This window comes from Mucilaginibacter sp. P4_C11, assembly GCF_056402115.1.
In genome coordinates, this window is record NZ_JBFUIA010000001.1 from 15,445 (window position 1) to 29,967 (window position 14,523).

General features: G+C 43.7%; 12 protein-coding genes. All 12 read right to left on the reverse strand.

Features of this window, described 5'->3' with window-relative positions:
- Positions 1–14: 14 nt before the first annotated feature.
- Positions 15–380: a hypothetical protein gene (locus AC1DU2_RS00090; RefSeq protein WP_477382262.1), complete on the reverse strand. Its 366-nt coding sequence runs from the start codon at positions 378–380 to the stop codon at positions 15–17.
- 154 nt (positions 381–534) lie between these two features.
- Positions 535–2,511, reverse strand: coding sequence for an amidohydrolase family protein (locus tag AC1DU2_RS00095; RefSeq protein WP_477382263.1), 1,977 nt, complete (start codon positions 2,509–2,511; stop codon positions 535–537).
- Between the two features lie 206 nt (positions 2,512–2,717).
- On the reverse strand, positions 2,718–3,341 hold the full coding sequence (locus AC1DU2_RS00100) for an alpha-ketoglutarate-dependent dioxygenase AlkB family protein (RefSeq protein WP_477382264.1): 624 nt from the start codon (positions 3,339–3,341) through the stop codon (positions 2,718–2,720).
- 225 nt (positions 3,342–3,566) lie between these two features.
- On the reverse strand, positions 3,567–4,874 hold the full coding sequence (locus AC1DU2_RS00105; RefSeq protein WP_477355725.1) for an ammonium transporter: 1,308 nt from the start codon (positions 4,872–4,874) through the stop codon (positions 3,567–3,569).
- Between the two features lie 103 nt (positions 4,875–4,977).
- Positions 4,978–6,477 (reverse strand): NADH-quinone oxidoreductase subunit N, encoded by a 1,500-nt coding sequence (locus AC1DU2_RS00110; protein ID WP_477382265.1) that lies wholly within the window; start codon positions 6,475–6,477, stop codon positions 4,978–4,980.
- A 5-nt stretch (positions 6,478–6,482) separates the two neighbouring features.
- Positions 6,483–8,501, reverse strand: coding sequence for a DUF4139 domain-containing protein (locus tag AC1DU2_RS00115; RefSeq protein WP_477355719.1), 2,019 nt, complete (start codon positions 8,499–8,501; stop codon positions 6,483–6,485).
- A 6-nt stretch (positions 8,502–8,507) separates the two neighbouring features.
- Complete coding sequence (locus tag AC1DU2_RS00120) at positions 8,508–10,112, reverse strand: complex I subunit 4 family protein (RefSeq protein ID WP_477355716.1); 1,605 nt, start codon at positions 10,110–10,112, stop codon at positions 8,508–8,510.
- Positions 10,113–10,117: 5 nt separating this feature from the next.
- The gene (locus tag AC1DU2_RS00125; RefSeq protein WP_477355713.1) at positions 10,118–12,229 is read right to left on the reverse strand and encodes an NADH-quinone oxidoreductase subunit 5 family protein; all 2,112 of its coding nucleotides are present in this window, start codon (positions 12,227–12,229) and stop codon (positions 10,118–10,120) included.
- Positions 12,222–13,007, reverse strand: a complete 786-nt coding sequence (locus tag AC1DU2_RS00130) for a hypothetical protein (RefSeq protein ID WP_477382266.1) — start codon at positions 13,005–13,007, stop codon at positions 12,222–12,224. The genes AC1DU2_RS00125 and AC1DU2_RS00130 overlap by 8 nt, the downstream gene beginning before the upstream one ends.
- Positions 13,007–13,312, reverse strand: coding sequence for an NADH-quinone oxidoreductase subunit NuoK (gene nuoK, locus AC1DU2_RS00135; RefSeq protein ID WP_477355707.1), 306 nt, complete (start codon positions 13,310–13,312; stop codon positions 13,007–13,009). Before nuoK ends, AC1DU2_RS00130 begins: the two co-directional genes overlap by 1 nt.
- Positions 13,309–13,857, reverse strand: coding sequence for an NADH-quinone oxidoreductase subunit J family protein (locus AC1DU2_RS00140; protein ID WP_477382268.1), 549 nt, complete (start codon positions 13,855–13,857; stop codon positions 13,309–13,311). Before AC1DU2_RS00140 ends, nuoK begins: the two co-directional genes overlap by 4 nt.
- Positions 13,854–14,444 carry a 4Fe-4S binding protein gene (locus AC1DU2_RS00145; protein ID WP_477382269.1) on the reverse strand — a complete coding sequence of 197 codons (591 nt, stop codon included), beginning with the start codon at positions 14,442–14,444 and terminating at the stop codon, positions 13,854–13,856. The genes AC1DU2_RS00140 and AC1DU2_RS00145 overlap by 4 nt, the downstream gene beginning before the upstream one ends.
- Positions 14,445–14,523: the final 79 nt, after the last annotated feature.

The window sequence follows — 14,523 nt, forward strand, 5'->3', positions numbered from 1 at the left end:
ATCATTTGTCCGAATCACTCTTTTTCAGCAGGGTAAAATGATTGCGTAACCTCAATCAACCCTACAATGTGATCGTTAAATTCTTCCAGCTCTTCGGCCGGCACCCATAATTCGTTATGAATAGGGCCGCCAACGTTTTCAACATTATATTTTACTAGGAACGCGGCAGGCAAACTAAACTTAGTTACAAAGCCCGAACCTGATGCAGGCACATTCCAATCCCTTGCTATTTGTATGGCGTAAGCTTCATTCATTACCGGGTAAAAGATCGGTTGTTGCGCCAATCGTTTAGGGAACCGTTTAAAACCCGACTCTTCTATCAGCTTTAATTCCTTCGGCCCAACCGGCCGCCATAAAGTTGTAAGTTCTTCTTGTTGCACGATGTGAATTTAGAGAATTTGTCTGAATCTTTCCGAACCGGAATTCATCGAATTAAAGGATTAACAGAATGTGCCTAAATTCGAGCTATTCTTAAATTCCACAAATTCCGGTTCAGACAACATCTGCACATCTGAAATTTATAATCTGCACTCCCTACCTCGAAAAACCAGCCATCCGATGCAAAGCGACAGGATCATAAACCCTGCCTGCTTTAATTACGGTAGATACTTTACGGATATCGCTGATGTTTTTTAACGGATCTCCATCTACCAGTATAATATCTGCTTGTTTACCTGCTTCAACGGAGCCTGTTTGTTTATCAATACCCATGGCCTGGGCTGGCGTAATAGTTGCCGTTTTGATGGCCTGGGCCGGTGTTAAACCCGCCGATACGTATAGTTCCAGCTCCCTATCCAGGCTAAAACCAGGGAATCCCATATCGGTACCGGCCACAATAATAACGCCTGCATCATATAGCTTTTTTACAGAAGTTGTCATGCTTTGCATCAGGGGCTTAAATTTCATGGCATTGGCCGGTTCCATCCCCATGTTTTTAAATAGCGTTTGCAATGGGGGTGGCAACGTATTGTATGCCGGCTCCAGGTTCGTGATACTATCTTTTACATTTCGAAAGGCAAGTTCAAAAACACCCAAAGTTGGGTCTATCACCACATGATGGTCTTTAATGAATTTTATGGCCGCCACGCTTACCGAATCACTAAAATCGACAGACCTGTCTTTATTTCTTTTCAAAATGGCGTAAACATATTGCTCGTGGTTTACCATGTTCATGCCCGAGTCTACGCCCTGTTGCAGGGTCATCCCGTTGGGGATGTGGCCGGTTACCGTTAAGCCTAATTTATGGGCTTCGTCGCAAATAGCTTTTACTGTAGCTGGTTTTACCGAGCTGTAAATTTTTATCTGCGCAAATCCATTTTCTTTATAACGATCAACCGCTTTTACGGCTTCTTCTTTGGTATCTGCCTGTATAACACCAAGCGCCATCGGCCCTTTACCATCAATAATACCCGCTTTCAGGATATTTGGGCCAACGCCCCTGCCACCATCTATGGCGCTTTTTATAGCGTTAATATATTCAAATTCGTTGCCACAATCCCTAACCGTTGTTACGCCGGCTGCCAGGTAGGCAGGTCCCCATTCTGCCTGTTCAAAATGCGCGTGCATATCCCACAAGCCGGGTAAAATAGTTTTACCATTTGCATTGATTACTTTGGCGCCGGCAGGTATTTTAACATTGCCCACCTTACCTATCACTTTAATAAGGCCATCTTCTATCAATACTACAGCATTGGACATGCTTGTGCCGGTGTCTACATCAACCAGGTTACCGCCTGTAATGGCTATCACCTTACTAACTGCACCTGTGGGCGCTGCAGCCTTAGCGAAAACCTCCATACCATAAACCGCCGCTTTGCTGATTAATTCGGTCAACAGGCTTTCATATTCTTCGCGCATGGATTCCAACTTATCGCCTTCAGCATCATTGGTGATGAGGCAAATGAGCTTACCACCGGCATCCGTCCATATCAGCTCATTGCCCCATACAAGGCCGCTTACGGTATACCTGTCAAGCAGTAATGGCTTGCCGTTAAACGTTAGTTGATCTGTACCGTCTTTTTTTATTTGTACCGAGCCAAAAGGCAGGGTTTTCATAGTTACCGGCTGCTTATTCTTTTTCCAATACTGAAGCATTGCCTGTTGTACCAATGTTGGCGAGTAACCGGCTACAGGGAAGCTGATTTGACCGCTTAAGTTGTAATTAGTAGTTTTATCATCAACTTTAGCAATTACCTTGTCGCCGGAAATAACCACAGAATCGTTAATTATAGAAAACCTGGATGTACTGCCCTTGACAACGAGTTCAAGCGGATTGCCCACCGGATTTAATTTTAGTTTGGCCTTTAAAGGCACCGGTGAACCACGGTCGACAAACTTAAAATCAACGGTGTACTCAATAGCATCTTTATACTTAGCAACCCGGTAAGTTTCCTTACCAATATGCTGCGCGAATTTGTATAGAAAGAAGGTGCCGCTATCGGGCAAATCGGTTTGGGCTTTCACATTAAAAGCCAGCGCTAAAAGCGGGGCAAACACATTAATTTTTTTCATATGCAGGTAGATTCAGATAAACTAAGTTATCATTTAATCACGGGTGTTGCAATATTTCAGATGTGCAGATTTTTTTGTCTGAATCAAAATTTACAGAATTTTAGAATTTTCAAAATAACGCGGCATTCTCTTAATTTAATAATTCTGTAAACGGCGTAGCCTTCTTGAAAACCGTTAAAAATAAATTAAGCGTGAAAAATTTTGATTCAGACATACTTAATATCCCGGAAAGTTATGTTGATCCGAGGTCCAGGCTGTTTTGCCGTTTTGGGTACCTGGTGCAGCCAATTATGTTGTGTTGCACCCTGCATAATAAGCAGGCTGCCATTATTCAAGGCGATAGAAACTTTAGCGCTCTTTTGTTGCTTGTGTTTAAATTGAAAAGTGCGGGTTGCACCAAACGACGCCGAGGCTATAACAGGGTTGCCGGCCAGTTCCTTTTCATCATCGCTGTGCCAGCCCATGCTGTCGTCGCCATGACGGTAGTAATTAAGTAGGGCCGAATTAAATTGTTTGCCGCATTGCTGTTCGGCCGCTTCTTTTATCTGTCTTAACAATGGCGTAAAAGGGATAGGTGTATTTACTACGCCCGAGTAGGTGTATTCCTGGTCGCTATCGGCGTACCAGGAAGTAAGCCGTGGAAAGTTGACCATTTTACCATAGATTTTCATTTTATCCTGTTTCCAAAGGATGGAATGCTTTAACTGTTCAAAAATACCTAGCGTGCCCTCCTCTTCAAAAAAATTAGGGTACAGGTAAACCTCCCCATCAAATGGTAATATATTTTGATGAGCAGTTGTAAACATCCCTAATTGATTATCTGAAAACATATTTTAAAAATAGAGTCAAGAGCTAAGAATCAAGAGTTAAGACAAAAACACGTATTGACAACACCTTATAGACAAGTGTATTGTCAATACGTTTAATAATATAATATTTTTATGACTACGCGGCAGTCATCGCACCCGTGTCTTGACTCCCTCGCCGCCACCAAATAAAAAATCCGGCTTCTCAGCCGGACTTTCAGGTTTATTGATTTGGTTTGAAATTCAAGATTAAAGTTTTTCGCCGTGCTGGCTAATGTCCAACCCCACAACTTCATCCTCGGCAGATACCCGGAGAGGAGAGATCATGTCTGTTATTTTAAGCAATAACAACGACCCGAAAAACGCGAACACCGATACTCCTACCAGTGCTAATAACTGTACCAAAAACAGGTGTGTTTCGCCAAAGAAAAGGCCGTTACCAGTAGTGTTTGCAGCATTTACGTGCTGATTGGCAAAAACACCGGTTAGCAGCATACCCACCATACCACCTACCCCATGGCAAGGGAATACATCAAGTGTATCATCAATGGTAGTGCGCGTACGCCACTCCACAACCAGGTTACTGATTACGGCCGATATAATACCGATAGCCAGCGAATGCGGAACAGTTACATAACCTGCAGCCGGCGTAATGGCCACAAGTCCTACTACCGCGCCTATACAGGTACCCATAGCCGATGGTTTGCGGCCACGCAGCATATCAAAAAATATCCAGGTAATACCACCTGCAGCTGATGCTGTTGTACTGGTGGCCAAAGCGGTTACCGCCAAAGCATTTGCGCCAAAAGCCGAACCTGCATTAAAGCCAAACCAGCCAAACCATAAAAGCCCGGTGCCTATCATTACATAAGTAATACGGGCAGGCGAATGATTAGCCTCGTTACGGCGTTTTAAATATAATGCAGAAGCCAGCGCCGCCCATCCGGCCGACATGTGTACCACCGTACCGCCGGCAAAGTCAAGCACACCCAGTTTGGCCAGTATGCCATCCGGGTGCCAGGTGCAATGCGCCAGTGGCGAGAATATGAAGATGGAGAACAGTACCAAAAAAATAATGTAGGAGTTAAAACGAATCCGCTCGGCAAAAGCACCGGTAATCAGTGCCGGGGTAATTATGGCGAATTTTAACTGGTACATGGCAAACAACAACAACGGGATGGTTGGCGCGGCTTTCCAGGTAGCATTACCCAGCATTCCTTTCATCATAAAAAAGGTGGCGGGGTTGCCAATAACGCCATGAAAACTTTCGCCAAAGGCCAGGCTAAAACCAAATATACCCCAAAGTACCGTGATGATAACCATACACACTATGCTTTGCAGCATGGTAGATATCACGTTTTTTTTGTTTACCATACCGCCGTAAAAGAAGGCAAGACCCGGCGTCATAATCAAAACAAGCGCTGTCGACATCAGCATCCAGGCTATATCACCGGTATTAAAATGAGGATTGCCGGAGTTTTTGAACTCGACAGATGGAAACAAAAAAGTAAGCGTAAGAATTATAAGTATAATTAGAAAAGGAATATACCGCTTCATTTAATTTTTAGACTTGTTAAAAAACAGCCTAAATTAATACTTTTCTGTCGATAAAAAGAAGATTGTGTTAATTTTATATTAAATAGGTAATAAAAAATTACGTTTACAGGTATTTAAAAACGAAATCCGGAAAAACACCCAACAAAATCAGCACAAAACTTATAATTACAACCAAAATGAGCGAATTGTACGATTTTTTATATTCAATATCCTGATTTTCTGATCTTTTCAGGAATAAATTAAGTGGAATTTTTATATAGTAAAATAAACTTACTACCGTTGTTAAAGCCCCTGTAGCCATCATAAGCAACAGCCAGATACTATGATTTTGCTGATAAAGCCCATATACCGCCGAAAACACAAACACCTTACCCGTAAAGCCGGCACTCACCGGCAAGCCTGTCAGCGATATCAGGATGATGGTAAAACACACCCCGGCAACCGGGTATTTTAAACCAAGGCCTTTATAAGCGTCAAGGTCCTGAGCATCCGCTACATTTGTAAAATAAGTTGCCAGCACCAATGCGCCAATATTGGCCACCGCATAAACTAACAGGTAATAAGTTAAAGACGATATGCCTTGCTGGTTAAGTACTACCACGGCCATAAGCGCGAAGCCGGTATGGCCAATGCTGGAGTAAGCCAGCATCCGTTTAACATTACTTTGCAATACTGCGGCAAAGTTTCCCGCTATCATGCTGATAATACCCGCTACTGATAGCACAATAACCAAATTGAACCCGGTATTGGCGCCAAGCAGTATAAAAGGCGGTAAAAAGTTAACCAATAAAGCAAAGGCCGCAATTTTAGGTAAGGTAGACAGGTATGCAGTAACCGGCGTTGGCGCTCCCTGGTACACATCGGGCACCCAGAAATGAACGGGGACAAATGACAGCTTAAACCCTATGCCCACCAACACCAGCACTATAGCAAAAGCCGAGCTAAGCTGATTGACCTTTAAAAGTTCCATAACGGTATTGTGCTGCAAAATATCCAGCGAACCGCTGAATGCATATATCAACGAAATACCATAAAGCATAATTGCAGACGATGCCGCGCCAAACAATACATATTTTAAGCCCGCCTCGGTACTGAAAGCGTTCTCGCTGCGGTAAGCTACCATTAGGTACGATGCGATGGAAACCATCTCGATAGCCAGGTAAATAGATAACAGGTTTATAGCCATCACCATTAAATGCAGCCCGAATATAGAGGCTATGGTAATGGTATATAGATCAGATAAGCCTTTCTGATGGCTTTTCAGCTTCGCGTCCCAGCTAAAATATAACAGGAGGATAAAAGCCAGCACATCAATGGTTAATTTAAACCACAAGCCGCTGCGGCTCAGGAGCAGCATTTGGCTAAATAGCAGGTGCGGGCCATCCAATATCAGCCCAAATTGATTTAAATCGGTAAAGGCTACCAATAACATGCCTGTAATGGCTACCATGCGGCAGTAACCAGCAGATGTTTTACCAAAAAGCAGGTCGGTTATCATCACAAACACAAACAGTAAACCCAGGTATGCTTCGGGCAAAAAATAGTGCAGGCTGGCAATTACCTGGGTTAGCTGTTCGGATATGTTGGTGAGCAGTTGGTGCATTTATATTATTGAACTATTACTGATTGATTTTTGGGGTACTTAACCTGGTACTTTAACTGCACCTTTTTATCATCCTGCGAATTTAACACGAAATTCCATGAAAGTTTGCCCGTATGCGCATCCAATTTTGCACCCGATGTTTCCTGCACATCTACCTGTATGTCGGAATTTTGCGAAACGGGCACCTGGTCTTCTACCAATAAGTTAACCGGCTGGCTTTTGCGGTTTTTAGCTTCAACAAGCCAGTTGCGGGTTTCCTTTTTGTTGGAGCCGAAGATCTGCCGCTCGGCCAGTTCCTTTTGCAGGGTGCGGGTAACTACAATATTTTTATCGTTGCCTAACGAAAGGTTAAGCGTATCTGTAGTGGCCTGGGTGTTAATTAATGATTTACCGATAAAAGTTCCTTCAAAAAACAAACTGGCTTCGCCGGATAGGAAATTGTATTTGTTCCAGTTGGTAAGCTGGGCGGTTAAAAACACATCGGTGCTTATTTTGGGGGCAACGTAATACTGATAGCTGGCTTCTAAATCAAACTGCCCAATCTCTACCATATATTGCTTACCATCTGTTGGTACCGTGTAAGGATTGGCAATGGCAAACTCTACGTTGGTTTGGTTTTCAATTTGCTTTACTTCGATTGGGGTAGTTGAATAGCCCAGGCTGGATATCCCTCTGATCTTTATTTTATCGACTGCTCCAGGTGTAATACTCACTCCGGAAACCCGCCCCTCAAGCGACTCTGATGTACTGCCATAACCTACAACAACAACCTCATTTAAAGCCTGGCTTGATGGTTTAAGCGCTACACTTATAACAGCCGCATTGGCCTGCCGCTCCATGGTTTCGTAACCAAGAAAACTATAAGTAAGTGTTGGGTTGCCGGCCGGTACCTGGATATTGTAATTGCCATCTTTATCGCTTACCGTACCTATCGATGTGCCTTTTATCCTAATGGATACGCCGGGCAAGGGCTGCCCATCATCCTGAGCAACAACCTTGCCCGTAACTTTGGTGATGCTGCTGGCAGCGCCTGAATAATACATCCCGAAATTTAAATAGTCCGGGGTAAGCTCGGGTTTACTGCCGCTTACGGTTGGGTTGCCTGTTGACAGGGTGATTTTAATATTTTTCCATTCCTCGCCGCTTTGCTGCGACACATTGGCTTTATAAGTTATGCTGATGGGGCTGTTTACATTTTTAGCCCTGATATCATAAACAGGATACCAGCTGGCGGTATGCACCACGTAGTTGATGGTAAATGTAGACTGCAGATCGGCTTTAGACGATACCGTAACCAGCACATTACTGGTGGTGCTGCGGCGGCCTTTAACAATATCGGCTATTTGCTTATCGTATTTTTGAAGTTCGAGGTTTAGCAAGGCCACCTGGTCGGCTACGGTTTGCTGTTTTTGCTTGATCTCGGTTAGGCGGGCCGTTTGAAAGTCAAGTGCCTGTTTAAGTTTTACAATATCGAGGCCATTTTTTTCGCCGCTACCTACCTGGTTTTTTGATAGCATATCGGCCTCTTCCTGGTAAATAGGGAGCAAGCCGTTTTGTAAGGATATTTTGTCCCTGATGAGTTTTTGCTGAGCCTGCAAATCGATAATTTGCTTTTGCTTCAACTCTTCGTTAAAAAAATCAAGCTCGTGCTTAACCGAAAGAATGGTAAAATTACCACCTGCGCTTACCTGCAAACTCTGCACGTCCATATCTGCCGATAGGTTGTTGAATACCAGGGTTGATGTACCGGCGCTTATATTTACCTGCGCGGTGCGGCTTACCTGTGCCCCGCTTAAAAACACGGTAACTTTTTGAACTTTCGAGGCGATTTTTTGCCCCTCATCTGCTCTGGCGGCAATAGCTATAAATAAAAAAATAGCGGTTGATAGTTTTTTTTTGAACATAACGTCTTCGGTTAAATGGATACTTGCTGTTAGTTTTCCCCCATTAGCCGCAAAGGCTACCGGGTAAACTAAAGATGCAGCGGTATGCATTTTTCCATAAAAGAATTTATGCTGATACACTATCAATTATTTGGTGTGTAAAAATTGTATAAAAGCCAATACCGAATCGTTGATCTTATCAAAAACTAATGATGGCATTATACCCAATGCCAGGGCGATGATGGCCAGTGGTGCAAGGGTAAGTTTCTCACGCAGGTTTAAATCTGTAAGCGCTGTTTTCCAAACGGCACCACCTTTTAATGATTCTTTACCGAAGAACATGCGTTGCAGTGTCCATAAAAAGTAGGCCGCGCCAAACAGTATGCCCAGGGTGCCGCAAATAGCCATCCAATAAGGCAGTAAACCATTTTCTGTATGCGATTTAAATACACCGGCTAATGTAAACGCCTCGGCCACAAATGCCGAAAAGCCCGGCAAGCCCAACGAAGCGAAAAACGCGATCATAACAAAGGCCGTATATTTTGGCATCAAGGTAGCCAGGCCACGGAAATGGTAAATATCCCTGTCATGCACCCGGTTGTAGATAACCCCTACCAGGAAGAATAGCATGGTTGATAAAAAGCCATGGCTCACCATTTGCATTACGGCTCCGCTTACGCCTTCGGCAGTTTGCGACGCGATGCCCAATAACACAAAACCCATGTGCGATACCGATGAATAAGCGATCATCCGTTTCAGATCTCGCTGGGCAAGCGCGTTGAATGCACCGTATAAAATGGAGATAACACCTAACAGGCCAAGCCAGAAGGCATGCGCTGTGGCTACTTCGGGGAAGATGCCGATACATATGCGGATAATGCCATAGCCGCCAATTTTTAACAGGATACCAGCCAGGATGATAGATACCGGCGTTGGTGCCTCTACGTGGGCATCGGGCAGCCAGGTGTGCAAGGGCACTACCGGCACTTTTATAGCGAAGGCGATAAACAATACCACAAAACCTACGGTACGCGCAGGCATGCCCAATATGGTTTGGTGGCCTGCCAGTGAAAATACCGAACCGACATTGAAGTTTGCCGGGTTCATCATCTGCACCATATTAAAAGTATGATTGCCGGTGGCGGGATCGGTAACCGAGAGGTATAAACCTACTATCACCAGTAACATAAATACCGAACCAAACAGGGTGTACAAAAAGAATTTGATGGAAGCATACTCGCGCCGTGCACCGCCCCACATCCCGATCAGGAAATACAACGGCAGTAGCATGAGCTCATAAAACATATAAAACAGGAAGAAATCCAGCGCGCAAAACACGCCGATAACGGCCATATCCAGCAATAAAAACAACAGAAAAAACCCTTTAAGGTTACTCTTGATTTCCCAGCAAGCCAAGGTAGCTATCACCAATACCAGCGATGTCATCACCAGCAGGGTTATCGATATGCCATCTATCCCCACAAAATAATCAATTTGCATTTTGCCCAGGCTACCCAGGTTAAGGCTTATCCAAGGCAGTTTTTGTACAAACTGAAACTGCTCTTCGTGGTTAATGCCGCCAAAGCCGGCGCCTGTTTTAAAGTTAAGGTACATCCATATGCTGATGCCCAATTGGATCAAGGTAGCCCCAAGCGTGATATATTTAAAACTGTTGCGCATGCTTGATGGCAGCAGCATAATGATAATGCCAAACAGTACAGGTATAAATATGAGTAAGGTTAATATATTCATCAGGTTTATATCAGTATTTTTAAAATAAACAGCAGCAGCACAATGGCCAGCATACTAAACAAATAATATTGCACTTTACCGCCCTGGAATTTACGTGCAAAATTGCCAATACTTTGTACAATGGCAGCCACCAGGTGCAAAAATCCGTCGACGATATATTTATCAGCCCAGGCGGCAAAACCGGCAACATATCTGCTCACAGCAGCAAGTAAATGGATAAATCCATCAATAATATTTTTATCAAACCAGTACATGAACTTACCCAGCCCTAATACGGGTTTTACAAATACACGTTTGTAAATTTTATCAAAATACCATTGGTTGTATGATAAACGGTAAAAGAACCCGGTTTGCGGGAATGCAAAACTGCTTTGTTTTACATAGATGGTATAAGCAGCGTAAATGACCAGTAAGCTGAAAATATTTACCAGCGTCGGGATGGTAACGTGATAAATACTTTCGAACTTAGCCAGGCCGTGCAGTCTTAAACCGCTGGATAACCAGGCCTGCTCGTACCCAAAGGGGTTAAATGAAAACAGCGGGAAGAAGCAGCAAAGGGCCAGTAGAACCAAAGGCAATTTGTATTGCCAGCCGCCGTCGCCCATGTGTATTTTTAAACCGGGATATATTTGGGAAAGCCTGAATTGGCCAAAGAAAACCTTGAAGATCAGTCGCGCTACATAGAAAGCCGTAAGCCAGCTGGTCAGTAATGCCATGATGGGGATTATCTTGAACCACGCAGCTTTACCATCGATCCACTCAAAAGTCTGGATCAGGATACCGTCTTTTGACAGGTAGCCAGATGTAAGCGGCAAGCCGACTAATGCCAGTCCACCAATAAGCGCAACGATGAAGGTAAGCGGCAATTTTTTACGCAGGCCTCCCATTATCGAAATATCCTGCGGATCGATGTCCAGGTTATTATCATCCTTAACATGCTGCATTTCGTGGATCACGATACCGGCCACCAAAAACAGTAAACACTTAAAAAACGCATGGGTAGCCAAATGGAACAGCGACGATGAGTAAGCCCCTACCCCCATACCCAAAACCATAAAACCTAATTGCGATATGGTAGAATATGCCAGCACCCGTTTTAAATCATTTTGTGTAAGCGCGATGGTAGCCGCCATAAAAGCAGTAAAACAGCCGATGCAGGCGAGTACGGTAAGCTCTGTTTGGGTAAACATTGGATATACTCTGCCTAACAGGAAAACACCTGCCGCAACCATGGTAGCAGCGTGTATTAACGCCGAAACGGATGTCGGCCCTTCCATGGCATCCGGCAGCCAGGCATGTAACGGGAACTGTGCCGATTTAGCAGCGACTGCTAAAACGATACCTGCAACGGCAATGTATTGCCAGATGGCGGGCAGTGAGCCAGAAGCCCCTCCGGAGAACCATATTGATCCGTAAGACCTGGGCAGCAAATCAGCTTGGACAGCCCATTGCCCGTCCCTTATGGCAGAAATACTGAGCATCCCCTCATGCCCAAACAATGCATTAATATCAAAAGTGCTATACATGGCGAACAGGATAATAATAGCACTTAACAAACCAATATCACCTATCCTATTCATGATAAAAGCTTTTTTATTAGCCTGTACCGCTTTATCTTTTGTAAACCAGAAACCAATTAACAAGTAGGATGAAAAACCAACCAACTCCCAGAAGGCATAAAACAGCACCAGGTTATCCACAACTACCAATGCCAACATGCTGAAACAGAAGAAGCTGAGGTAGGTGAAGTAACGGCTGTACCTATCATCATGCTTCATGTAAGCGGTAGAGTAAATGTGTACCGGCAAAGCGATAACTGACACCAATAATAGCATCAAAGCCGATAAATTATTAAGTAGAATACCCGCGTAAACTTTACTATGCCCAATGGTAAACCAGACCTGCTTTACGTGGACCTGCGGATTATTCCACACCCCGGCAAATACTTTGGCGGCCAAAACACAGCTCAGCAAAATAGCCACCGTAGATACCCAACCCGCAACTTTACTTTTTACCGGCAGGCAAAAGTTTACCAAAGCAGCAAGCAGCGGCGATGCTACAGCTGCGAGGGTGCAGGCGATGAGGGTGGCGTCGGTATAGGATAGTTGATTAATCAATCTTTTTAGTTGTTATAAATAATACCGCTGGTTTCCAGCCGGCAGCGTTTTCTGTTCTCGGAGAGAAGTCAACTTTTACAATATCATCTGCAGATAATTTATAAAGAAGATTAATACCTTCATTTGTCGATTGCTTATAAAAATCGCCACTGGTTGTATTCATATATCCAACATTGCTATCATCAAAGTGATTAACCTGAAGGAATGCAGCGTATTCTTTTGAAAACTGGCTTAACTTTTTCTGATAGCTATCAATTGCAGCACGTTTAGTTAAAACCACAACTAATCGATTTTTAGGTGCTGCGTTAAATATTTCAGCGACTTTAACTTTACCAATGCTATCCCGACTAAGTATATCCCCGACCTGAACGCCATTTAGGTTCTTGTCAGAAATCGATCCATCCAGAACATACAGAATGCTGTCGCTGACGGGCGATTTCTGCTGAACTGACTTTTTGATCAGACCATGATTATAATGTTTAGTATAAATATTCAAAACACAATTATCTGCCCGGCTGCCATAAAACGCTAAAGCTGCTGTGGCTGTAAATACTTGAATTGACRCAATATCTTTAGGATCGATGTTTTTCATGTCCGCAGTATAAAGTTTGTCGTTTAATACTACCAATGTTTTGTAAAAATTACGTGCTGTGCTTGCACTGATTAATCTATCGACATTTTTTGTAGAATCAAAAGGCACGCTCTGGGCAGACGCTAATCCAGCTAAGAAACTTAATTGAAAAAAAAGCAAAATTATCATCACCAGCCTCTTCATCATCAATCCCTCAAATTATTAATCTTACCAGGATCAATGGTTTTATATTTCCTATACACGTTCAAAATAATAGCCAGTGCTACCGCCGTTGTAGCCGCGGCCAGTACAATGGCAAACAAGGCGAAAATTTGCCCGCTGTTGTTGGCAGCATCGTGTTTACCAAATGCTACCAGGTTTAATATGGCCGCGTTCAGGATCAATTCGATACCGATCAATATCTGGATGGCGTTGCGTTTAGATACGATCATGTACAGGCCGATACAAAACAGCATTACACTCACAATCAAAAAGTCGGTTAAAGTGATCATGCCCCGGCCTCCTTACGTGACAGGTGTGCCGCGCCAACTAACGTCATCAGCAATAAAACAGATATAGCTTCAAACGGCAACAGGTAGCGCGTCATTAAATTAACACCTATATTGTCAATCATCACCGCGTTTGGGGTAATGGTATTATTATTGGCAATAGAAGCTTTTACCCAGCTTAGGTTATTTACATCGGCCTTTAATACAACGTTGATCATCACGATAAAAAACAAGGCCGCAAGTAGTATTGCAGGCAATTTGCCGATGCTGAAGAATTTACCTTTTTGCTGCTGCAAAACATCCAGCGTTTCTTTACCTGATAACATAAAAGCAAACAGGATGAGCACCAATATTCCGCCTACATAGATTACCACCTGTGTAACCGCCACAAAATCGGCCAGGGCAAAAACGTATAGGCCGGCCAGGGCAAACAGGGTTACAAAAAATACAAATATGCTGCGTACCAAATTAGTGGTTGATGCCGCGTACAATGCCGAAGCCACTGCGATAAAACTCATAAAATAAAACAGCACACGGACTAAACTCATGCCCCGCCCTCCTTTTTTTGCATGGCAGCCAGTTTGGCGGCCTGCTTTTCGGCCTGTTGCTTATCAAACAAAGCACGCTTTTCCGCAGCAACTTCGGGTGGCATGTCCGAGAACTCATAAACAAGGTCGCTTAGTTCAAAAACGGTTTTATCGTACTGATTGGTCATCACTATGCACTCGGTTGGGCATACAATGGTGCACAGGCCGCAGTACATGCATTTGGCCATGTCAATATCAAACTTAGCCGCGTAAAGGCGTTTGGTGGTGCCGTCGGACGTTTGGCCTATGGCTTCGGTAGCCTTTATTGCTTCAATATCAATACAATCTACCGGGCATACTTTGGCGCATAAATCGCATACAATACAATCGTCCATCTCCACATCCAGCTGGTAGCGGCCAATTTCGGGAACCGGCAATTGCTGCTTGGGATACTGGATGGTATTGGTGCCTTTTTCCAGCTGTTTAAAGTAGTTACTATCACTTACGGTTGTAATCTTCCGCGCAGAATTATTGGCAAACAAATGCTTCACGGTAAGACTTAAACCTTTCCATGCCGTTTTAAAACCGTTGATTAACTTAGTTAACAAATCCTAATATTGAAATTCTAAACTCTAAACCCTAAATTCTAAACTCTAAATCCTAATTGTTAAAATCCTAAATTCAATT

Bases quoted from the DNA above. Each gene is read 5' to 3' on its own strand.
- AC1DU2_RS00095 (WP_477382263.1), bottom strand. From the start codon at position 2,511: ATGAAAAAAATTAATGTGTTTGCCCCGCTTTTAGCGCTGGCTTTTAAT.
- AC1DU2_RS00100 (WP_477382264.1), bottom strand. From the start codon at position 3,341: ATGTTTTCAGATAATCAATTAGGGATGTTTACAACTGCTCATCAAAAT.
- AC1DU2_RS00105 (WP_477355725.1), bottom strand. From the start codon at position 4,874: ATGAAGCGGTATATTCCTTTTCTAATTATACTTATAATTCTTACGCTT.
- AC1DU2_RS00110 (WP_477382265.1), bottom strand. From the start codon at position 6,477: ATGCACCAACTGCTCACCAACATATCCGAACAGCTAACCCAGGTAATT.
- AC1DU2_RS00120 (WP_477355716.1), bottom strand. From the start codon at position 10,112: ATGAATATATTAACCTTACTCATATTTATACCTGTACTGTTTGGCATT.
- nuoK (WP_477355707.1), bottom strand. From the start codon at position 13,312: ATGATCACTTTAACCGACTTTTTGATTGTGAGTGTAATGCTGTTTTGT.
- AC1DU2_RS00140 (WP_477382268.1), bottom strand. From the start codon at position 13,857: ATGAGTTTAGTCCGTGTGCTGTTTTATTTTATGAGTTTTATCGCAGTG.